Origin of the sequence: Trichocoleus sp. DQ-U1 (assembly GCF_039961925.1) — a bacterium.
In the GTDB taxonomy this organism is placed as follows: Bacteria; Cyanobacteriota; Cyanobacteriia; order Cyanobacteriales; family FACHB-T130; genus FACHB-T130.
This window is the reverse complement of record NZ_JAMPKB010000026.1, coordinates 32,039-52,871: the sequence shown is the minus strand read 5'-3', so window position 1 is coordinate 52,871 and position 20,833 is coordinate 32,039. Positions and strand designations below refer to the sequence as shown.

19 protein-coding genes are annotated in these 20,833 nt (G+C 44.4%); 6 read left to right on the top strand and 13 right to left on the bottom strand.

Translation table 11 applies throughout. The features are described 5' to 3' along the window. Positions 1-17: 17 nt before the first annotated feature. The 5 genes from NDI34_RS13115 (at position 18) to NDI34_RS13095 (ending at position 4,176) form a co-directional block, all read left to right on the top strand. A complete protein-coding gene (locus NDI34_RS13115) occupies positions 18-773 on the top strand; it encodes an ABC transporter ATP-binding protein (RefSeq protein WP_347276889.1) in 756 nt (251 codons plus the stop codon). A gap of 10 nt (positions 774-783) precedes the next feature. After that, positions 784-1,977: an alpha/beta hydrolase gene (locus tag NDI34_RS13110; RefSeq protein ID WP_339380866.1), complete on the top strand. Its 1,194-nt coding sequence runs from the start codon at positions 784-786 to the stop codon at positions 1,975-1,977. Between the two features lie 13 nt (positions 1,978-1,990). Then, positions 1,991-2,863: an alpha/beta hydrolase gene (locus NDI34_RS13105; protein WP_348232876.1), complete on the top strand. Its 873-nt coding sequence runs from the start codon at positions 1,991-1,993 to the stop codon at positions 2,861-2,863. A gap of 136 nt (positions 2,864-2,999) precedes the next feature. After that, on the top strand, positions 3,000-3,542 hold the full coding sequence (locus tag NDI34_RS13100) for a CAP domain-containing protein (RefSeq protein WP_348232875.1): 543 nt from the start codon (positions 3,000-3,002) through the stop codon (positions 3,540-3,542). A gap of 10 nt (positions 3,543-3,552) precedes the next feature. Beyond that, positions 3,553-4,176 (top strand): ribonuclease H-like domain-containing protein, encoded by a 624-nt coding sequence (locus tag NDI34_RS13095; RefSeq protein WP_348232874.1) that lies wholly within the window; start codon positions 3,553-3,555, stop codon positions 4,174-4,176. Between the two features lie 126 nt (positions 4,177-4,302). On the opposite strand, the gene NDI34_RS13090 is transcribed toward NDI34_RS13095, so the two are convergent. The 13 genes from NDI34_RS13090 to NDI34_RS13030 form a co-directional block, all read right to left on the bottom strand. Further along, a complete protein-coding gene (locus tag NDI34_RS13090; protein ID WP_348232873.1) occupies positions 4,303-4,680 on the bottom strand; it encodes a rhodanese-like domain-containing protein in 378 nt (125 codons plus the stop codon). Between the two features lie 971 nt (positions 4,681-5,651). After that, complete coding sequence (locus NDI34_RS13085; protein WP_190410577.1) at positions 5,652-6,008, bottom strand: DUF760 domain-containing protein; 357 nt, start codon at positions 6,006-6,008, stop codon at positions 5,652-5,654. A gap of 141 nt (positions 6,009-6,149) precedes the next feature. Then, entirely contained in the window at positions 6,150-6,638 is a 489-nt protein-coding gene (gene scpB, locus NDI34_RS13080; protein ID WP_190410904.1) for an SMC-Scp complex subunit ScpB, read from the bottom strand. Between the two features lie 89 nt (positions 6,639-6,727). After that, on the bottom strand, positions 6,728-7,576 hold the full coding sequence (locus NDI34_RS13075; protein ID WP_190410578.1) for an ABC transporter ATP-binding protein: 849 nt from the start codon (positions 7,574-7,576) through the stop codon (positions 6,728-6,730). Between the two features lie 8 nt (positions 7,577-7,584). Further along, positions 7,585-7,869, bottom strand: a complete 285-nt coding sequence (locus NDI34_RS13070; RefSeq protein WP_190410579.1) for a TIGR02450 family Trp-rich protein — start codon at positions 7,867-7,869, stop codon at positions 7,585-7,587. 229 nt (positions 7,870-8,098) lie between these two features. Beyond that, positions 8,099-8,293 (bottom strand): hypothetical protein, encoded by a 195-nt coding sequence (locus NDI34_RS13065; protein WP_348232872.1) that lies wholly within the window; start codon positions 8,291-8,293, stop codon positions 8,099-8,101. 29 nt (positions 8,294-8,322) lie between these two features. Continuing rightward, positions 8,323-9,291, bottom strand: coding sequence for a transposase (locus NDI34_RS13060; RefSeq protein WP_348232871.1), 969 nt, complete (start codon positions 9,289-9,291; stop codon positions 8,323-8,325). Continuing rightward, positions 9,288-11,258, bottom strand: a complete 1,971-nt coding sequence (locus NDI34_RS13055) for a S9 family peptidase (RefSeq protein ID WP_348232870.1) — start codon at positions 11,256-11,258, stop codon at positions 9,288-9,290. Before NDI34_RS13055 ends, NDI34_RS13060 begins: the two co-directional genes overlap by 4 nt. Before the next feature lie 368 nt (positions 11,259-11,626). Then, the gene (locus tag NDI34_RS13050) at positions 11,627-12,409 is read right to left on the bottom strand and encodes a hypothetical protein (protein ID WP_348232869.1); all 783 of its coding nucleotides are present in this window, start codon (positions 12,407-12,409) and stop codon (positions 11,627-11,629) included. A gap of 161 nt (positions 12,410-12,570) precedes the next feature. Continuing rightward, positions 12,571-13,482 (bottom strand): tRNA pseudouridine(55) synthase TruB, encoded by a 912-nt coding sequence (truB, locus tag NDI34_RS13045; RefSeq protein ID WP_348232868.1) that lies wholly within the window; start codon positions 13,480-13,482, stop codon positions 12,571-12,573. 20 nt (positions 13,483-13,502) lie between these two features. Then, positions 13,503-14,246 (bottom strand): DUF1963 domain-containing protein, encoded by a 744-nt coding sequence (locus NDI34_RS13040; RefSeq protein ID WP_348232867.1) that lies wholly within the window; start codon positions 14,244-14,246, stop codon positions 13,503-13,505. Between the two features lie 7 nt (positions 14,247-14,253). Further along, positions 14,254-16,113, bottom strand: a complete 1,860-nt coding sequence (locus NDI34_RS13035) for an alpha/beta hydrolase (RefSeq protein ID WP_348232866.1) — start codon at positions 16,111-16,113, stop codon at positions 14,254-14,256. A gap of 40 nt (positions 16,114-16,153) precedes the next feature. After that, entirely contained in the window at positions 16,154-19,207 is a 3,054-nt protein-coding gene (locus NDI34_RS13030; RefSeq protein ID WP_348232865.1) for a response regulator, read from the bottom strand. Between the two features lie 637 nt (positions 19,208-19,844). Here NDI34_RS13030 and argF point away from each other — a divergent pair. Next, positions 19,845-20,765: an ornithine carbamoyltransferase gene (gene argF, locus NDI34_RS13025; protein WP_190534898.1), complete on the top strand. Its 921-nt coding sequence runs from the start codon at positions 19,845-19,847 to the stop codon at positions 20,763-20,765. Positions 20,766-20,833: the final 68 nt, after the last annotated feature.

Genomic DNA, 20,833 nt, shown 5'->3' with positions numbered 1-20,833 from the left:
AACCCCCACTCTCAGAAATCGCTTTACTCGCTGCCAGCGGACTCTGTAAAAGTTTCGGCGGAGTTCGGGCTGTCGATAATGTCGAGATTACGGTACCGCAAGGCAGTATCACGGGGCTGATTGGCCCGAATGGTGCTGGCAAAACGACGCTATTTAATCTCCTCTCAAACTTCATTCATCCAGACAAAGGGCGGGTGATTTTTGACGGCGAACCGATTCATTCTTTGCAGCCGTATCAAATTGCTCAGATGGGAATGGTTCGCACATTCCAAGTCGCGCGGGTGCTATCGCGGCTTTCAGTGATGGAAAATATGCTGCTGGCAGCTCAAAAACAGACGGGGGAAAATTTTTGGAAAGTTTGCTTTCAACCCCATCTGGTGGCTAAGGAAGAACGGCAGCAGCGAGAAAGAGCCACGATTCTGCTGGAATCAGTAGGGTTGGCCGCGAAGGCGCAGGATTACGCCGGGGCGCTCTCTGGAGGGCAACGCAAGCTGCTGGAAATGGCACGGGCGCTGATGACGCAGCCAAAGCTAATTTTATTGGATGAACCGGCGGCTGGAGTGAATCCGACGCTGATTAGACAAATTTGCGACTACATCACCCAATGGAATCAGGAGGGCATGACCTTTTTGATTATTGAACACAATATGGACGTAATCATGTCTTTGTGCGATCGCGTCTGGGTTGTCGCTGAAGGTCGCAATCTTGCTGTGGGGACTCCGATTGAAATTCAGCGCAATCCACAAGTCTTAGAAGCTTACCTGGGGCAATAGAGCAGCGATTGTGTCTCATTGGTTAGCAGTAATTACCCAGACGTTAGTTTTGCTCTTGAGTGGCGCGGCACTTTTCTTAAGTTCCTGGATTGTGGTTCCAGCGCCCACAATGTCCTTACTGCCATTAGGGGTAGGGGCACCGGAAGTCAGTCCTTGGTTGGTGATGATAAACGCGATCGCAAGTCTGTTGGTGCTGGTAACGATCCGTCGCACTCCGTGGCAATTTCTGGCTTTGGCTGCTAGTTTGCTAGCACTGCTTTTGAGTGTTTTGCCACTTTTGCAGATGCCAGCGACACAACAGCATCTAGCAGCAGCAATGCGCGATGGTCTTGGCGACTACAGCGTAAATTTGCCCAGTTCTCAGCAAAAACGGATGCGCCAACAACCGTTCGTGTTGGCTGATGTGTTTCGAGGCATCAATCCCGGTGAGAGTCGTTATACCTCTGGCATCGTCTTTTCACAACCAGATGGTGTCCCCTTGAGCATGGATCTTTACCGACCGCCGCAAGTCGGCAATTATCCAGCGCTAATTATCATCTACGCTGGGGCATGGCGGAGCGGCGACCCAACCCAAAACGCTGATTTCAGCCGTTATATGGCTGCGAGGGGCTATAGTGTTTTTGCCATTGATTACCGACACACGCCGCGCTACCGTTTTCCGGCGCAGCTAGATGACGTGCGTGCTGCCTTAGCCTTCATCCACCAACACGCCGCCGAGTACGAGGCCGATCCCGAACGGATTGCCATCGTGGGACGTTCCGCTGGCGGACATTTGGCAATGTTAGCGGCTTATGAGCCGGATGCACTGCCTGTAAAAGCAGTGGTTAGCTATTATGGCCCAGTGGATCTGCCTGGAGGCTATGCCAACCCGCCACGCCCCGATCCCATCGATACGCGAGCGGTTTTAGAAACATTTATGGGGGGAACGCCTGCGACCATGCCCGATCGGTATCGTCTTGCCTCACCGATTAGTTATGTTAGGCGATCGCTACCACCAACTTTATTTGTACATGGAAGCCGCGATAATCTAGTGCAATTAAAATTTATCCAGCAAATGCACCAACGGCTGCTTGCAGATGGAAATACATCGGTTTTGCTGGAAATTCCTTGGGCTGAACACGCTTTTGATGCTGTCTTCCAGGGGCTGAGCAACCAGTTAGCGCTCTATCATACTGAGCGATTTTTAGATTGGGCACTGCGTTAATTCAAAAATGACTATGTTCGCTAATTTTGATGTGACTAAAATTGATACCCCTGAAGCAAGAATCAATTTAGTCAAGGCGGGATCTGGCCCTGCACTACTGTTGCTGCACGGCTATCCTCAAACCCACGTCATGTGGCATAAAATAGCACCTCGTCTCGCTGAGAATTTTACAGTAGTGGCACCGGATTTGAAAGGCTACGGCGACAGCTCTAAACCGGAAGGCGAACCAGATCATCGGAATTATTCAAAACGAGCGATCGCGCAAGATCAAGTCGAGGTGATGTCAAAATTAGGTTATGAAGAATTTTATGTAGTCGGTCATGACAGAGGTGCAAGAGTCGCTCATCGCATGGCTCTCGATCATCCTAACCAAGTTAAGAAACTAGCATTATTAGATATCGCGCCCACCCATAAAATGTACGCGACTACCGATCGAGATTTTGCCACGGCTTACTACCACTGGTTTTTTCTCATTCAACCCGATGGCTTACCCGAAACCTTGATTGGCGCTAATCCTGAATATTACCTCCGCACCTGTTTAGAAAGATGGAGTCAAGATTTTTCTGCCTTTGTTCCGGAAGCCTTGGCTGAGTATATTCGGTGCTTTAGCGATCGCGCTACGATTCATGCCACCTGCGAAGATTATCGCGCCGCTGCTACCATCGATTTAGAACACGATACCCTAGATATGGAGAAAAAAATTCTCTGTCCGGTGCTAGCTCTTTGGGGCGGAAAAGGAATTATTGGGCGCAAATATGATGTTTTAGAAACCTGGCGCGATCGCGCAATTGATGTACGCGGTAAGGCTATCAATTGCGGTCACTTTCTACCCGAAGAAGCGCCAGAAGAAACTTATCTTGCCCTGTATGAATTCTTGGCAACGTGAAGGCGAGATCCCGGACTTTTTTAAGGAGGCGGGGATCTGAAGAGATGGCTGACAAAAAATAGAATTGCTACAGTGAAAATTTATATTCTCATCCTAAAAAAATTGCCAAATTGATTCTCAAATATATCCAGAACTCATGCAAAAATTAGCTGCGGGGCTTGTTTTCGGAATGCTTGTCCTGGCTGTTGGCGCTGGAGGCTGCGATTTGATCCCTAGCCCTGATGGTGAAATTTCGCCAGATGAAACATCACCAGCTACCCCAAGCCCCACGCCTACTTCCTCTAGTAATTTCCTAACCTTGGAAGAGTATACTCACGAACTCATCAACCAATATCGAAAGTCCCAAAATTTGCCACCTCTGACGCTAGATCCTCGAATTAGCAAAGAGGCAAGGGCACACAGTCAGGCAATGGCAAATGGTGCGGTTCCTTTCAGCCATAATGGATTTGAGCAGCGAGCGAAGGCAATTGGTAAATCAATTTCTTATGGCGGTGCATCTGAAAATGTGGCATACAATCAAGGCTTTAGCGATCCAGCCAAGCAAGCAGTAGAAGGTTGGCTAAAAAGCCCCGGTCATCTGAAAAATATTCAAGGTCAGTATGATTTAACTGGGGTAGGTGTTGCCAAGAACGCAAAGGGCGAGTATTACTTAACTCAAATATTCATTAAACGCCGCTAAGGAGAGAGAATTGGAAGATTTTCAAGTATACGATCGCGACCTTTCCGAGGAGATATTGTCTCAGTATCTGCAAGAGTCAGCGATCGCAGTGGATACGGAAACAATGGGATTGGTACCCCAACGCGATCGCTTATGCTTGGTGCAGCTGTGTGACGCTCAAAACCGGGTTACAGTCGTGCGAATTGCTAAAGGACAGATAGACGCTCCCAAATTAAAACAACTGATGGAAGCCCCCAATGTCCTAAAACTATTTCACTTTGCCCGTTTCGATGTTGCCCAACTACGGCAAAATTTAGGCATCTATGTAACTCCCATTTTTTGTACTAAAATTGCCAGCAAGCTTGCTCGCACCTATACTTCCCGCCACGGTTTAAAGGAGTTGGTGCAAGAGCTAGAGAAGGTAGAACTTGACAAAACGGCTCAAAGTTCAGATTGGGGAAATGCTGCAAACTTATCCGAAGAACAACTCCGCTATGCAGCGAATGATGTTCGTTATCTACTCAGCGTGCGACAAAAACTAATTGCAATGCTGCAACGCGAAGGGCGGTGGGAAGTTGCTCAGCAATGTTTTGAATGTTTGCCCACGATTGTGACTTTGGATTTGCTGCAATATAAGGATATTTTTGAGCACTAAAAACGTGGATACAATAACTTATAAAATTCACGTCCTCTAGGGGCATGGTAATGCCATACCCCTACACAAGAAATAGCGGTTAAATCTACGTTTCTCATCTATTAGCGATTACGGGTTCACAACTCATTAACAGCTAGCAGTCAGAATCGTCTCAACTGGAAAGCCTACTGCTTTCCACGCCGCTACGCCACCTCTGATTTCAGACACTTGTTGATAGCCAGCCTCACGTAGTTTTGTAGCACCAACTGCGGTTTCTTCATCGGTTTCACCGTAAATGTAAATATCACGGGTGAGTTCCAATTTGGTGAGGGCGCGATCGACTAATTCGTTCATCGGCATGGGGATAGCTCCCATGATGTGGCTAATATTAAATTGGCTGCGATCGCTTACATCAATAATCGTCAAAGCCGGTTCACCCCAGTCTAGCCGCGCTTTCAGGTCATAAACACGAGATTGGGCTTGCAGCGTTGGCGGTGACGGAATAATCCAAAAGAACTTATTCATCGCTGGGTATCATTCTTCTATGGCGTTCCCTGAAATTTAACAATAATTTTTAACATTTGCAAATTTTTATAGATAAAGTATTTACACTTGGGGGAATTTATGCCTATTTGTATAGGTGAAATTACTTAGAAAGTATAATCATTAGCTTTGACGATAAATGGTAGAAAAAATCTAAGATTTTGTTTTCCTGTATTGGCTGATTACTAAGTATTTTTTAAAATTTATTTTCTGAGAACTTTCAATCGTATTAAACGCAAAATAACCTTTACCAAAGGCATTTTGACAAAACTATAGGAAATTTTTTTCAATGAACTGAAAGCTTTAACTGCAAATCAGGCAAAAATGCTTGATAGAAAATGGCTGTAATAAGATTTAAAATATAAGGTGTTTCAGGACTGGCATTAAGTAAAAATGTTCCCTGTCAAATCCGTCTCATCATAAAGTAATCCAACCAGGCTTGGGGAGCCGGGTTAGGTTTCGGGAATTGCAGGAAGAGAATGTAATGAATTAGCTAGATTAAATTTAAAATATTTAATCTAGCTAATTCATTACATTTTGAAATCATAATTTATTCTGCTTATTGCTTCTGAAGAAACGATTGCCGTGTTAGAATCGCTATCGATTAGATGAGCTTTAGTAGTGGTGCAAGAAAATGGAATTCAATGAACTGTTAACCTTAGCGCTGATGCTTAGTCCGGGTCTTTTACTGTCAATTTTGATATTGGCTGCTTTTGCGGCTGGCGGCTAAGACTATTTTTAGGTTCAAATGGGAAATTCCCTGAAACAGGAAGCCAATTGGCTAGTTGCCAACTATGCGATCGCAAGTTGGTAATGGAACGAGCAACTTTAACCGAAGCGATCGCCTAAAATGCCAAAAATAGGCGATAACTTCTCATCGAAACAATATCCTCTCTTGAGCTAGAGACAGAATTGCGATCGCAGATGACATATCGCTGAGAATTTGACTAAATTTAATCAGCGAATTTTTCGCTGTTAGAAGGTTTGTGAGACAGGGAAGAACCAGTCAACGATTCATCCAGCTGCATCCGTTGTTCAAGCTGGCGTAAGAAATAGCCAGTCATCATGGCTGATGCCAATAGACCTGCTAAATTTTCTCTGTCGGTCGTAATTTGAACGTTAAAATTCTCTGAGGGAAGCATTCCCACCAATCCCTGAACGTTCTGCGAGACGATTTGCTTAATGTCCGGCGTGACAGATTTGGCAACTCGCGCTAAAACTTCTGGAGATTGGTGCTGAATATATTGGAGGAGCTGATTGACTTGTGCATCTTCAGGCTCGCGGTCGAACAATTCAGGGTTAAACACCATTGGAATAAAAAGATTTGAGTAGCTTTCCTTCTACTGTAAACGATTGTGTTGTTTGGCTACTCCATACTATTGGTTATCAAATGTAAGCCGATAGAGAGATTTTTTGAAAAATATGCTCTGTGAAACACCAAATGGCTGGTTTTACGGTACATCCTGCTGAGTCAGTTGGGGGAGTTGTTCGACTTCAAAATATTGATGAAATTTTTCCGTAACCTGTAACCAGTAGGAACGACCATCGGCTTGTCGGCGCTTGCGGATAAACCCAAGTTCGACAAGTTCCTGGACGTGCTGATAAGCTCCCGAACCGCGCAAATCGACCAACTCAGATTGGGTAATGGGACCTTTGAGGGCGATCGCTGCCAGCGTCCTTAAGGCTCCCACGCCTAAGTCTAGCGGCACTAACGCCTCTACCAAACCTTGGAAAGGCGAGCGCAATTGTAAGGTAAAGCCTTCAGGCGTTTCCACCACTTCTAGGGCGCTATCCCGGTGGGCATAGTCAGTCATGAGTTCAATCAGGGCATCTTCGGCGTTATCGCGATCGCATTCAGCATATTCGGCAATTTCGCTAACCGAGATCGGCTTACCCTTGAGATAAAGAATGGCTTCAATTTTCGAGGCGAGGCGAGGCATCATTAGTCATTCGTCATTAGTCAGTCATTCGTCATTCGTCATTCGTCATGGGGAAGAGACTCTGAACAAAAGACGAATGACTAAATGGATTAGTCTAGCTGGCGTCCTGTGAGTTCAACGAAAATATCTTCTAGATTGGACGGGCGAACCATCATACCAGTTTTATCCGGTGCAGCGTCAAGATAAGCATTGGCTTGTTCCAGATTGGGGAAGAATTTGTATTCCCAGCGATCTCCTTGTTGTTTCATCACCAACCCTTCGCCGTGTTTAGAGCGCAGCTGTTGCAAGGTGCCAAGTTCAATCAACTGACCGGCATCCATGATACCAATGCGATCGCACAAATATTCCACCTCATCCATATAATGAGTCGTCAGCAGCATTGTCATCCCTTGCTTATTCAAATCCCGGATAATTTCCCAAAGACGGCGGCGTGTTTGCGGATCTAATCCCACCGTTGGCTCATCCAAAAAAAGAATAGAAGGTTGATGCAATAAGGCTCTGGCAATTTGCAATCGGCGCTTCATGCCACCTGAAAGGGTTTTTACCAAGCTATCTCGCCTGTCTACCAGTTCCACATATTCCAGCCATCGATCGATGTCCTGCTGTCGCTGGTGCTGGGGAATATGGTGCATCCGCCCATGCAGTTCCATATTTTCCCAAACCGTCAAATCGGCATCCACGCTGATTTGTTGCAATACCACCCCAATATTTTGTTTTACCTGCAAAGGTTGTCGTACCACATCATATCCAGCGACCTCAATTTGACCTTCACTGGGTTTTGTCAATGTGGTTAGCATCCGAATTGTCGTAGATTTCCCTGCACCGTTAGGGCCAAGGAGTCCAAACATCTCTCCAGATTTAATCGTAAAGGAGAGGTCGTTGACGACAGGGATTTTGTTGTAGAGTTTGCGGACGTTCTCAAGGGAAACAGCAGTCATAGGAATTATTAAAAATTAGAAATGATTGGACTTTCAATATTTAATTCGCTATTTTCCTTTTCCTCCATTTCTTGCAAAGATTGCCAGCCTGCTTGCCACTGGGAGGGATTTTTTAGCAGCTTTGCGTTAATCCAGAAACGCACATTTGGGTCGCAGGAAGCAACCATTTCTGCAAAAACAAACTTGCCTTGGTTTTTGCGATTCACTACCTGAAAATGTCGCCATCCCCACGTTTTTTGCTGGGCTGTCCATTTGGAACCAACTAAGTAGGGAAATTTTTGTTTTTTCTGCATTTTCTATTTAATAAAATATTTTTCAACAAAAAATACTAAATCATGTTGCTAGATTTTTGGCACTTCTGAATTAGATTTATTGCACGGCATCATCAGGACAATTTGCTCTTGATTTTACGCACGCAACAGACGAGACGAATGAAGAAGTGAAGGATGCGATAGCGAAGCGCCGACCTGTCGGTTCGCTCTTCCCATCCCTCACAAGCGCGATCGCATCCTACTACTGGCTTTACTCAAGAGGGTGTTTTGAATCACTCTCAGCCAAGTAAACATTTTCTAGAGATTCTCTAGCCGTGTCGAGATTCTCTTGTTCTTGTGTGGTTCCCGCTGGTGATTCGACTTCGCCTGCTTCAATTTGCTGCTGAAATTCTAACAGCGTCTCATACATTTCTTCGTTAATGTTGAATATGGGTTCTTCAGTCATGAATTAATCTCCGTTTAAAAATTGTGACTTTAAGCTGTTTCCGATTCTTCCTGAGAGGGAAGCTGGGCGATCGCTTGTTGGAATTCTTCCACCGAGCTGATGGTAATTGCCCGTCTATGAAGCTGTTTTAGCAAAGCTGGATCTTCTATGCTAGTGACGCTCTCGACAATTGAGCTAGGTACCGTTTCAAACCGCGTCTCCAGAACTTCAATGATATTCTCTCTAGAATTCTGTAAGATTCCCTTGCGGATGCCTCTCCGCTCAATTGGCGTGATAAAGGGCATTCTTCTTTCCTCCTCGTAACGACTTAGTGTTTCTTCAAACCCAAACTGTAATTCCTCTGGTAACACCATCATCCATTCAATTAACCGGAACAACTCTAGGATGTTTTCCCGGCTGTAACCTCGTTCATATAGCCCTCGAACTAGGCTCAATTTCCACTCTAACCGCCCTTCGGGATTGCGGCGCGTTGCCTGTGCTTTCAGATGAGCCATGATGATGACAGCAAAAGGATTAGTGCTTTGCTCTAAACTTTGCCACTGCGCTTCATAGTCCACTAGTTTGACAGTGGGAAACCGCAAACTAACTCTTGCGCCCCAAATTTCATAGCCATAACTCTGCGGACGCCAAGACACTTGCTCGTCTGCTAAAACTGCTAAGCTGGCAACTTGCCGCCGGTATCGGTCAAAAAGGCGGTAATTATAGACATACATCCGCTCAGCAAAATTAGCATCGACTTTGCTTTGAACTTCGATGTGAATCAGTACCCAAGTTTCTTCGCCGTTTTGTCGCCAGACTTTTACCAGTTTATCGACCCGACGCCGCCCCAGTTCTGCATCGCGGACGACTTGTTGCAGTTCGGTGTCGAGAAATTCGTAGCCCTGCGACCAGTTGATGTCAGCATAAGCTTGGGGGAAGAAGAAAGCCATGAAGTCGGTAAAATAAATCTCCAAGGCTTCCTTCCAAGGGCTATCGTAATCAGCCTGAGGGTTGGTCATGATTCAGGAAGATTCGCGATCGCAACTGGCTCCACTGGATCGGCAAGCTCAAACCGGAAGACGCGAGAATAAAAGTAAAATTCCCCATCAATGGCGCGTTTAATATTCTCTGAACGGCGAAAACCGTGTTGTTCGCCCTCAAAAGGAACATAAGCAACGGGCAACCCTTTTGCACGTAGCGCCTCTACCATCATTTCTGCTTGGTTGGGTGGGACAACTTTGTCTTCTAGCCCTTGAAAGAAAATGACCGGACAAGAGAGATTCTCCGTAAAGTAAATAGGCGATCGCTCCTGATAAATATCTTGCCGTTCTGGGTAAGGGCCAATCAGCCGATCCAGATAGCGCGATTCAAATTTGTGGGTATCTCTAACCAGCGCCTCTAAGTCGCTGACGCCGTAGTAACTTGCACCTGCCTTGAAGATATCGCGGAAAGTCAGGGCGCACAGCGTCGTGTAGCCACCCGCACTACCACCAGCGATCGCCATCCGGTTTCCATCCGCCAAGCCTTGCTGAGCCAGATACCGCGCCCCATTCACGCAATCATCCACGTCCACAATTCCCCACAGCCCATCTAGCCGCTGATGGTAGGCGCGTCCATAGCCGGTGCTGCCGCCATAATTCACATCTAGATAAGCAAATCCCCGACTTGTCCAGTATTGAATCCGCAAGTTCAGCTGGCTAGAGGTGGCTGCTGTCGGCCCTCCGTGGCTTTTAACGACTAAGGGCGGCAACTCTCCATCTGGTGCGGTATAGTCGCGATTTTGGGGCGGATAGAAGAAGCCGTGAGCGGTTAATCCGTTCTCGGTCGGAAATTCAATCGGTTGCGGAACAGACAAATACCCAGAGTCAATTTCTAACTGGCTCGATCGCTGCAACACTTCTATTTGCCGCGTCGCCATATCCATTTGGATAATCGAGCTAAATTTGGTCGGTGAGCCAGCAATGAATCCCACACGACCCCCAGAGGCTTTGAGAGACGAAATCTCAGTGTAATCCGTCTCAATTTGCTCCAGTCCTGTCTCCGTGTCGAGGCTCGCCAAATGCCAAATGCCTCGCTGAGTATAGGTGCAGATAATGCGTTCTTCAGATTCAAAGGCATAGGTAGACATCCCAAAAACCCACTGCGGAAGCCCAAATTCAGCCTCCATCTCGCACAGCGGTTCAACCTCTTTTTCCCCCTTTTTAAGGGAGGTTAGGGAGGATCGAGATTGCCATCTGTAGAGATTCCACCAGCCACTGCGATCGCTAACAAAGTGTAAAATGCCATCCGGCGACCATTCTGGCTGAAAAATAGACTCATCAACGCCACCAGCAACCCGTTGGCTTTCACTCAAGGAACCATCCGCTGTTATCTTTGCGACCCATAATTCCGTTCCATCCCACGGCAGATTTGGATGATTCCAAGTTAACCAAGCCAGTTGAGAACCGTCAGGACTGAGGCGTGGAGATGAATAAAAGTCGTTTCCAGACACCAGCACCCGAATATCGTCCCCATCTTCCAAGTTGATGCTAACTAAGGTATTGACTGGTTCGCGATCGCCTGTAGTATGGTCTTCGCGCACAATATACAGCCGCTGCTGTTTCCGGTCAATTACTCCATCTGCATAGCAGAAGCTTCCTTCTGGTGTCAGCGGTTGCGGTTCTGCACCTGGAGTCTGCCGATAAAGGCGCTGATCCGCAAAATTAGAAAAATAAATAGTGCCATCAGCGACGCAGAAGGCACCGCCGCCGTATTCATTGACGCGAGTGCGGACGTTAAAGGGAGGTGGCGTGACATCAATGGTTTTCCCATCTGGGGTACGTCGCACAATGACACTCCGACCCGCTTCTGCGGGTCGCCCCTCAATCCAGTAAATATCCTCGCCATCAAGGGCAATCTGCCCTACTCCAATCGTCTCAGAAACAATTAAGTCAGAGGTGATGGGCGATTTCCAGGAACCAAAAGGTGCTACTTGGGCTAGGATCATTTATTTACTCTTATAGGGAAATATTAATGAATGTATCTACTTTAGGGCTAAATTACTTGCTTTTTAGGATTTGATTACTGGAGTTTAGTCAGTTGGTTTTCGTTCTTTAACCCAATACAAGGTTTTGGTTCCTGCATATTTAAAACCAAGCTACCAATTCAGGAATCTTGGGCACAAATAAAGTTTGTGTCGAGGTGAAACGTGGTATCTCTATCGCCATCTTATTTTGATTTTGAGAGGCTAGCGGTTCAGATATCCAGCTTCTCTAAGAAGGCGAGTATCTCGTTACAAATTATTTAGGACTTCTAGATAAAATTTTATATTCCTAAAATAATTTAGTGATATCTTAATATGCAATGGCTTAACTTCTATTGAGGAGGAAACTGCTGCTCATCGACGATAGCAAATTCCGAAGAAACCGAGCCGTAAGAACGAACCTTATCCAGAATCCTCACTAATTCCCTTGAAGCTTTCCGGGTAGAAATCCTCTGACGAGACCTTTTTTGAAAATTAAATACTTCTATGGGGCCTGGTTCGCTAGGATTCTCGCAGGCAAAAACTATCTCAGAAGATGAAATAAATCCTAAATAGGAATTGCTTTCAAATCCTTCACAATTAGAAAAAGCCAATATTTTATAGCGATTAAGAGTGTCTAAAACTAAATGATTAACCCAAGAATTATTTAATCCATCAAAAACATCTAATCTTAACACTAAATATCTATCATCCGGGGAAAAAGAGACTGGATTAGCAATAACGTAGTTATGAATATTGTTACTTAAGCCCAGAATATCTCCCAGCCTTGTTGTACTCGATAGTCCATCCTTTTCAATCACTAATTCTCCAAGAATTTTATCAGCAGTATTGGGATTACATTTTATCAACAAGTTATTGTTTGCCCGACTGTTGGCTTGACCAACTCTCCGAATATTCATATTCAGATAAACTGAATTACGACCATTCGGTGAGGTCAACTTCTGGGATTGATAACGAACTTGCGTAGAACCCCGACAATTCCCATTCAATCTAGTAATAATTTCCCGACTTAAAGTGACGAAATCGGAATCTTGAGCCGATGATTTGTTAATATAGCTCGCAACAAATCCTAGAGTAATTGCAATATAAATTAACGTTGATTTTAGCGATCGCATCCAAAATTCTCTCCAAAAGCAGCTAAGTCGCTCGCAGACAGCTATCATGCTGCCAGTTCTAACTCTAAAACGATTATCCTGACAATCGGATGGCAGAGGCATCGGTGCGATCGCGCACGCGAGAAAGCGGGTGTTCCTCTAAATATGGCTCAAAATATGGCTCAAAGTGGCTCAAATACCATCAGAGGAACCAGTAGATAGCCAGTTTCTAAGGCAAGCAAGCAACCTATGCCCAAAAAACGACCCTCTTCATCGTTCAGCCGCAACTTTCCCTCTTCAGCGTCCGTCAAGGCAGGAAAGGAAAGGGGGCGAAAAGGAATGCGCTGACCTTGGCACCAGGCTTTAGCGTCTGTTGCTTGTAAGGTGACAGCTGGGAGATGCCCCAAAGCTGCCGACGCTAGAATTGGATGAAACGTTCCTTGTTTGAGCTGTTCTTCCAATTCTTCAAAAGTCAGGCTATCTGATAGCTGGAAGCCGCTACTCTCAGTGCGAGTCAAGGCGGCAAGGGTGCCGCCAGTTGCACACGCTGAACCTAAATCGCGAGCGATCGCTCTAATATAAGTTCCAGGGCCACAAGCGATTGCTACATCTAATTCGGGAAAATCGCGCTCGCGCCACTCTAATATTTCTAGCTTATAAACTTCCACCTCTCGCGCCGGAACTTCAATGATTTCACCTGCCCGTGCCTTATCGTACAGGCGTTTTCCCTCAACTTGAATAGCGCTATAATTTGGGGGCACTTGCTGAATTTTGCCCTCAAATTTCTTTAGCGTTGCTTTCACTTGTTCTAAGGTTAATCCTGATACTGGCTGGGCGCTGATAATTTCTCCTTCCAAGTCATCAGTCGTTGTCCTTACCCCCAGTCGAATCGTCCCCCGATAAGCCTTATCCTGCCGCAGATATTGCAACAGCCGCGTCGCCTTGCCCAGGGCAATTGGTAACACGCCAGTCGCAGCCGGATCTAAAGTTCCCGCGTGTCCCACGCGCTTGAGGCGCAAGAGTTTTCGCACCTTGGCGACACAATCGTGAGAAGTGAATCCAACTGGTTTGTTTAAGTTAAGAAATCCTTGCATTTAATCCTATAAGTTTTTAATTAGTGGCACTGCCACACTAAAGTAACTTGTTCCTTATGTTCTGGGCATTGTAGGAGATATGCTGCTCCCATATCACCCCAGTTATAAGGAATATTAATAGTGTCATCTCCTGAATCAATTTGAAAAATGAATTGATTCATTTCGTGGTTACAAGTTGGACAATTTGGATATTCAGGATCTTGTACCCAACTAGGCCAACCAGCCAACTTGTCTTCTCTTCGAGGGCGCTTGTAGACAATATCAAAAGCTTTATTATCTAGTGTATTGTTATCTAGCTCTATCTCTTGCCTGTCAGGGTACTCGTCCCTTTGTTCCCATCCCGTAATTAACTTAGCAGCAAATAAATCTTCTATTTCTGGTATGTCCATCTCTGATGGTGTGGTGTTTGGTTGAATAATTCTCGCAAGTTTAGTTTTTGCAAATGGTTCCCAAGCCTCACAATCAACCTCGCAAAGAGGCTCGTCGTAGCTAGTACAATAAAAAAATTGTACTAAACCGCTGCCAAACTTTCCATTCAAGCTTTCAGGCAACTTGTCAAGATTCAGTTGCAGAAAAAACTGCATTGGCTTTTGACAATTAGGACAAGTAGGCCAAGTCTCATTGGCACTCAGCCAAGGTTTTCCAGCAAACTTTGATGCAGTTAAATCTCCATAACCTTCTTGAACGATAGGTTTCCAAGCTGAACGCCTAACACTGCTTAGTTTTTGTTTTAGTTGAGCTAATTTCAAATCATCCGATTGCATATTCTAGTTAAGGTGTAGGAGCAATATTTTTCGGGTAAGGCACACCTAACGCCTCTACCCTATCCCCTGGCAGAGAAGGGGAAGAATTCCTCTCGTCCCCTTGCAGGGGAAGGGCTGGGGGAGAGGTTAACTGAAAAGTATTGGGTGTAGGAGATGGGATTGGCTGAGCAGTAGAAGTATTGCTGATTCCCTGCAATTGTTCCTCTGTTAAAGACTGAATCAAAACTAAAGGAATCTCATCTCGACTGATATATTGAGCGTAAGAAGCATTCAGGTAGCCTTGATATTCTGGCTCGTTAGAAACATAGGTTTTAAAAAAAGCTAGGCTCAAGGCTTTCACATATCCAAAAGCAGTCACGGGATTTGGCCCGGCAACTTGCGGCGGGATTTTAACTACGCCAGTGCCTTCAAACGCTTCTCCCAAAGTGGAAAAATGCGTTGCCTTTTTCATTAAAACCAGATATTTGTTGGGAGTTGTCAGCCAGGTGAAGGGTTTAATTTGTTCTGATAAAGCAGGTGCGGCGGTATCGTTACTGCTGGCAAATAACATTATCGGAACTTTGATGCCGCTCATCTCAGTTTTTCCGAAAATACTACTATCAACTGGATTGATCGCGATCGCTGCCTTAATTCGGTCATCCCCCAATTGATAATCAATTTGCGGCAACAGCAGCGCCCGACACTGGAGCAACAGCGACAGATTCAACGAACTATTGATGGCAGTGCAATCTTTTTCCAGGTTCTCAAAATTAATTTCTGCACCTGCCAGTGCCAACGCTGTGTAGCCGCCAAACGATTGACCAAGGACGCCGACGTTTTGCATATCTAGTCGTCCTCGATAAGTAGCTGCCAGTTGATCTAGCAAATACTTCATATCCAGAGGACGGTCAACTGCCTCGCTGGGAGGAGCCGCATCGCTTGTCAGACCGCTAATTAGAGCCTGCAACTGCTGGGAATTACTGCCTGGATGTTCTGGTAGAGCCACTGCAAATCCATGAGAGGCTAGGTGTCTCGCCAGGTAGGCATAGGACAAGCGATCGCTTCCCAGCCCATGAGAAATTACAATCACGGGTGCGGCTCGTCCGCTCAACTGCGGCAGATAAACATCGACTGGGAAGGTACGGCTGCGGCTGAGGTCATTGAGCGTCAGGGTTTGCATTTCCCAGCTTAGCGGCCCTGGTTGCTGTAAATCCCGCCCTGCGGGAATATTAGACGGTGTTGCCATTTGTGGCCCTTGAAAGGGCAGCTGAGTGGATGACTGAGCTGAGATTTCAGCCAAAGCTTCCTGTTCAACAGCAGCGATCGCTCCTTGCGTTTTCCCAATCAGGTTGCTCAGTTCATCAATAATCTCAAAGCCCCGATCCGAATTAATCCGAATTGCGTAAGTCGGAAACTTTCGCAGTACATTCAATGGCGTCAACCCTGCGGGATCGGCAGCAGCTTGAATTAAAGCAGCTCGAATTGCATAAAAACCTGGTTGAAATGCTTTTGTTTGAATAATTTCGCCGACTCGTCGCAGCAAAATTTCCCCCTGCGGCGTGTAGAGAAATTGAGCCACTGCCACCGGACTCACATTCGCACGAGTTTGCAAAATCCTCCGTAACTGCTCTAGCTGTTCCGGCTTAAAAAATTGAGCATAAAACCCTAAATCCTGATTGATTTTGCCTTCCCTGGCATATTCTTCCAGTGCCGAAACCGGAAGGGATAACTGTATCGGTCCATAGGAAATAAATATTTTTTCCGCAGCCAAAACCCGACTCGGCATTAAAGTCGTTACAGAAGGTAAGACCATTCCTAGACAGAGACCTGGAAGGCTTAAAAGCAAGCGTTTAATTACGGAATTGGTAATCGGCGATGCAGGTTGCAAAAGCAACCCCCTCTCTAAACATTTTCTCCTGTCGTTTTGCCTAAAAGGCTTCCTCGAAAGACTCAATTTCGTCCCATCTTTCATCGGTTCCCTGTTTTTGCAATCTCTGGCAACGTTTAACATAGAGGCTAGCCGCTTTATCTTGATTATTTTGCTCTAAGACGTTCTTGAAAATTTCCTCCGCAGAGGCATATTTTTTGCTGTAATAGAGATGAATTCCCCATTCAAAAGAGCTTCTGGTTTCGCTTTTTAGCTCTAAAGCCTCTAAGATAACACCATCAAAAACTTCAAAGATAGGCGATAAATCTTTACGACCTTTAATATGAACTTTATCCAAAAATCTATAGTTATATCGAGTGGGATCTGCTAAATCCAGCAAAGTCTTTTCACTAATAATAATAGAAGCTCCGTAGGCTTTGGTCAAATCTTCCAGACGAGACGCCAGATTCACTGCATCTGAAATCACTGTCCCTTCCATACGCTGTTCATCTCCAATTGTGCCTAGCATCAAACTGCCGCTATGGATGCCAATGCCGATAGCGATAGGAGGTAAATTGCTTCTTCGGCGTTCCATATTGTACTGCGAAACTTGTTTTTGCATTTCAATCGCTGCCCGCAAAGCATCTTCAGCGCTTTCCGGGAAAAGCGCCATCACCGCATCTCCAATATATTTATCTATAAAACCATTATTATTCCGGATAACGGGACTCACCCGACTCAAGTAGGAATTAATAAAATTAAAATTCTCTTTGGGTGACATCGCCTCTGAAAGGCTCGTAAAGTTGCGAATGTCAGAAAAGAGGATTGTCATGTCTTTCTGCACTTGATCGCCTAGCTTTACATTAACAATGCTTTCTTCTCCCAGCAAACTAATAAATTGACGGGGCACAAATCGACCATAAGCAATATTTATTTTGGAAAGCTCAAGATGAGTCTCTATTCGTGCTATCAATTCGTGTCTAGAAATTGGTTTGGTTAGATAATCATTGGCTCCTGACCCAAAGGTTTCTAATAAATTAGCAACGCTATGCGCTTCTGTCACAATCACAATTGGTAATTCATTGGCAGGGAAAGTTTGGCGAATTTTTTTGCAAACTTCATAGCCTGACATTTTTGGCATCATTACATCAAGTAAAATTAAATCAGGCTTTAGACCTTGCGCAATGGCTTCTAAAGCAGCGATTCCATTCCTCGCTTGATAAACCGTATAATTTTCCAAATAGAGATAATTGTTAAGGATCTGAAGATTAACCGGATCGTCATCTACAATTAAAATTTTAAATTTTCCTTCTTGGGGTGCAGGTTGTAGGTAATCTTGTAACCTTTCAAACTGAAAGTTTTGAATTTCAACCTCTTTTGAACTGAGTTCTTTGGAAAGCGTTTGTTGTATACTTTCCAATTTTCCTGCCAGCGGTAGCGTAAAAGTAAACCGCGAACCTTTTTTTAGAATGGATTCTACGTAAATTTTGCCGCCATGCAATTCCACCAGTTGTTTAGTAACTGCAAGGCGGATGCCCGTCCCCACGTAAGGTCTAGAAATAGATTCTTCGGTAAGTTCAAAAGCATCAAAAATGGTATTTATTCTATTGATTGGAATGCCAATTCCGGTATCTGCAACCGTAATTTCCATGTAATTATCCGCAACTGAAGAAACAACTTGTATACTACCTGTATCAGTAAATTTAATCGCATTACTAACTAAATTATGCAGGATTTGTTGAACTCTATTTTCATCAGCACATACCATTGGTACAGTAGGTTCAATTCGATTAATCAAGCGCAAACCTTTGATATCTGCGAAAGGTTTAGCAAGAGTTAAAACTACATCGGCAATTTCTTGCATTCCTACTGGTTTGAGTTTTAACCCCAGTGTTTTATGCTTAAGTTTTTCTAAATCAACAATATCGTTAACCATATTTGCTAGCCGTTGACCGCTTTGCAAAACCATTAACAAGTTTTGCGTTTGAATTTCCGACAGTTCTCCAGCAGCTCCCTCTAAAAGAGAGTCAGTGATACCGATTATTTCATTTAAAGGGGTTTGTAGTTCTTGGGAAGTATTAGCTAAAAACTCATCTTTTAGTTGATTGATTTGTAATAAATCTTTGTTTTTGGATTCTAGGTTTCGGGCATAGTCTCGAATCTCAGCTACCATCGAATTAAAGGCATCTGCCAGTAGTCCTAGCTCATCTTTGCTTTTAACATCTATAAAGATGTCAAAGTTGCGATCGCATACTTTTTGAGCACCTTCTAATAATTTTTCGATAGGGTTTCCCAACCAACGCGCCAGCAAAAATGCGACGAGCAGTGACAGGACTAAACTAATACTAATAATACTGATGCAAATATATCGTAATTTATGAATTTGATTGATTTCGTGGGTACCGTCATACTCTAAAACTAAAACAGCAATAACATTATCTTTTTCATCTTTAATGGGAATGGCTGCTTTGAGAAAAGTGCCAATTTCATCTGTATAAAATTTCTTGCCAGCTTGTGCTTCCCCCTCAAAAGCTTGCTGTAGTTCATTTTGCTCAGTTGCGTATAAATCCCCAATCAATTTTTCTTTCTGAGCTAGTGTTCTTTGAGAATTGTCATGAGCCAGAAACTTGACAATTCGATATCTCGGAGATTCTGGAATGCTGACAATAAGATAGGTTGAGCGAATGAGCGGAATCTTGTCTTTTGCTTCTGCTGTTTGCCTCAAGAATCTCACAGGAAATACTTTTCTCCGGCTGCTATTTCTGATTTTTATCAAAATTTTTACAAGAGCTTGATACTCCGGGGAATTTATATATTCTTGAGCAATTTTAGGTAGTAAAGAAGCAGTAATTTCTCCAGGTTCTAGGGTTCTGATTTTTTCGCTTATAGGCAGAGAATTTTTTTCAAGGGACTGACGAAGCTGCTGAATTGTTTGTTTTTCGTCTTGCTCTAACGAAGATGCTCCCTGACGACCTACATCTTTAAGTCGCTCTGACATCTGGTTTAAAACAATTTGATTTGTTTTTGAGTAGAAAAAATAAACGCTAGTGCTGGTGACTCCAACTGAAAGAAGCGAGATAGCCAGCCCTATTTTCACCGCGAAGGGAAATTTCATATTCGGGATTCTGGAAAAGTTATATTTCTGTGATATTTCTAATTATTTTTATGAATCAACGATTATCTTAGTAAATATCCTTAAATGGCTTAAGGTTATACTAAAAATTTTAAGTCTAACCCCCCTAAGCGGTATACATCAGTTTGTTAATTCTTGCAACCTATTTTCTAGGTAGGGGAAACAGGCTGAGCTTTTGCTTACTTTATTTGCTGAAAGGATACAAAAGGAACTTTTACCATATCAATACCTTTTTTAAGGTTTATTTTGACTCTATAGTGGTTTATTTCTCGGTTGAAAAGATATTTTCGATGACTAGGGTTGAAAGAGACTGGAGAAGCCTAAATTTGGGATGAATAACTCTCTATTAAGCTGCTGGAACAGAAAAAACATTTTCCCTTCAAACCCGTTAAATTCTGCAAAAATGGGTTGCTATCCCGAAAGTTTTACCCTGGATGTACCTGGAAACACTTCTGGTTACTCATGAACTTGTCCTTACAATTCTCTGCCACAGCTAAGTTGATAAAAATCTGGTAGGGTTTTAAAACGGTATAACAAGAGCCAAGTAGAGTCTAAACGACGCGCTCCGTTAAGACTCACGCTGCGGGAACGCATTTTACTTCACTCATCGGGGATAAAAATGGAAGCATTGAAAGGACGAGATCTCCTAAGTCTGGCAGACCTCAGTGCTGAGGAAATGAAAGAACTTTTGGATTTGGCAGCTCAGCTGAAGACGCATCAGCTAAATTTGCGCTGCAATAAGGTGTTAGGGCTGTTGTTTTATAAAGCGTCTACACGGACTCGCGTCAGCTTTTCAGTGGCAATGTACCAACTAGGCGGTCAGGTGATAGACCTTAATCCTAATGTTACCCAGGTGAGCCGGGGAGAACCGTTAGCCGATACAGCACGAGTGTTGGATCGCTATCTAGACATCTTAGCGATTCGGACATTTGAGCAGGAGGATCTGCAAACTTTTGCGAACTATGCCAAGATTCCGATTATCAATGCGCTGTCGGATTTAGAACATCCCTGTCAGGTTTTAGCTGATTTATTAACTGTTCAAGAATGCTTTGGAACGCTAGATAGGCTAACTTTAACTTATCTGGGAGATGGTAATAATATGGCAAACTCCCTGCTTTTGGGCTGCGCGTTGATGGGGATGAATGTGAGAATTGCTACACCTACGGAGTATCAACCCGATGCGGCAATTGTCGAGCAAGCGAAAAAGATTGCACAGACTAACTCTGAGGTAACAATTACTAACGACCCTGAAGCTGCCACCAAAGGTGCCCATGTGCTTTATACCGACGTATGGGCAAGTATGGGTCAAGAGGAACAAGCAGATGCCAGAATTCCAATTTTTCAACCTTACCAAGTGAATGAGCAGCTGTTGAGTATTGCCGATCCTGATGCAATTGTGCTGCATTGTTTACCTGCTCATCGAGAGGAAGAAATTACCGATGCTGTTATCGAAGGTTCTCAGTCGCGGGTTTGGGATCAGGCAGAAAACCGAATGCACGCGCAGAAGGCTTTGTTGGTGAGTCTTTTGGGAGCAGATTGATAATTTGCTAATCCCTAATCGCCAATGGCAAATGGCTAATTGTTTAAAAAACATTAGCCATTAACCAC

Excerpts from the sequence above, each read along its gene's own strand:
- NDI34_RS13105 (WP_348232876.1), top strand. The coding sequence starts at position 1,991 with ATGTTCGCTAATTTTGATGTGACTAAAATTGATACCCCTGAAGCAAGA.
- NDI34_RS13100 (WP_348232875.1), top strand. The coding sequence starts at position 3,000 with ATGCAAAAATTAGCTGCGGGGCTTGTTTTCGGAATGCTTGTCCTGGCT.
- NDI34_RS13090 (WP_348232873.1), bottom strand. The coding sequence starts at position 4,680 with ATGAATAAGTTCTTTTGGATTATTCCGTCACCGCCAACGCTGCAAGCC.
- NDI34_RS13085 (WP_190410577.1), bottom strand. The coding sequence starts at position 6,008 with ATGGTGTTTAACCCTGAATTGTTCGACCGCGAGCCTGAAGATGCACAA.
- scpB (WP_190410904.1), bottom strand. The coding sequence starts at position 6,638 with ATGCCTCGCCTCGCCTCGAAAATTGAAGCCATTCTTTATCTCAAGGGT.
- NDI34_RS13075 (WP_190410578.1), bottom strand. The coding sequence starts at position 7,576 with ATGACTGCTGTTTCCCTTGAGAACGTCCGCAAACTCTACAACAAAATC.
- NDI34_RS13070 (WP_190410579.1), bottom strand. The coding sequence starts at position 7,869 with ATGCAGAAAAAACAAAAATTTCCCTACTTAGTTGGTTCCAAATGGACA.
- NDI34_RS13065 (WP_348232872.1), bottom strand. The coding sequence starts at position 8,293 with ATGACTGAAGAACCCATATTCAACATTAACGAAGAAATGTATGAGACG.
- NDI34_RS13060 (WP_348232871.1), bottom strand. The coding sequence starts at position 9,291 with ATGACCAACCCTCAGGCTGATTACGATAGCCCTTGGAAGGAAGCCTTG.
- NDI34_RS13055 (WP_348232870.1), bottom strand. The coding sequence starts at position 11,258 with ATGATCCTAGCCCAAGTAGCACCTTTTGGTTCCTGGAAATCGCCCATC.
- NDI34_RS13050 (WP_348232869.1), bottom strand. The coding sequence starts at position 12,409 with ATGCGATCGCTAAAATCAACGTTAATTTATATTGCAATTACTCTAGGA.
- truB (WP_348232868.1), bottom strand. The coding sequence starts at position 13,482 with ATGCAAGGATTTCTTAACTTAAACAAACCAGTTGGATTCACTTCTCAC.
- NDI34_RS13040 (WP_348232867.1), bottom strand. The coding sequence starts at position 14,246 with ATGCAATCGGATGATTTGAAATTAGCTCAACTAAAACAAAAACTAAGC.
- NDI34_RS13030 (WP_348232865.1), bottom strand. The coding sequence starts at position 19,207 with ATGAAATTTCCCTTCGCGGTGAAAATAGGGCTGGCTATCTCGCTTCTT.
- argF (WP_190534898.1), top strand. The coding sequence starts at position 19,845 with ATGGAAGCATTGAAAGGACGAGATCTCCTAAGTCTGGCAGACCTCAGT.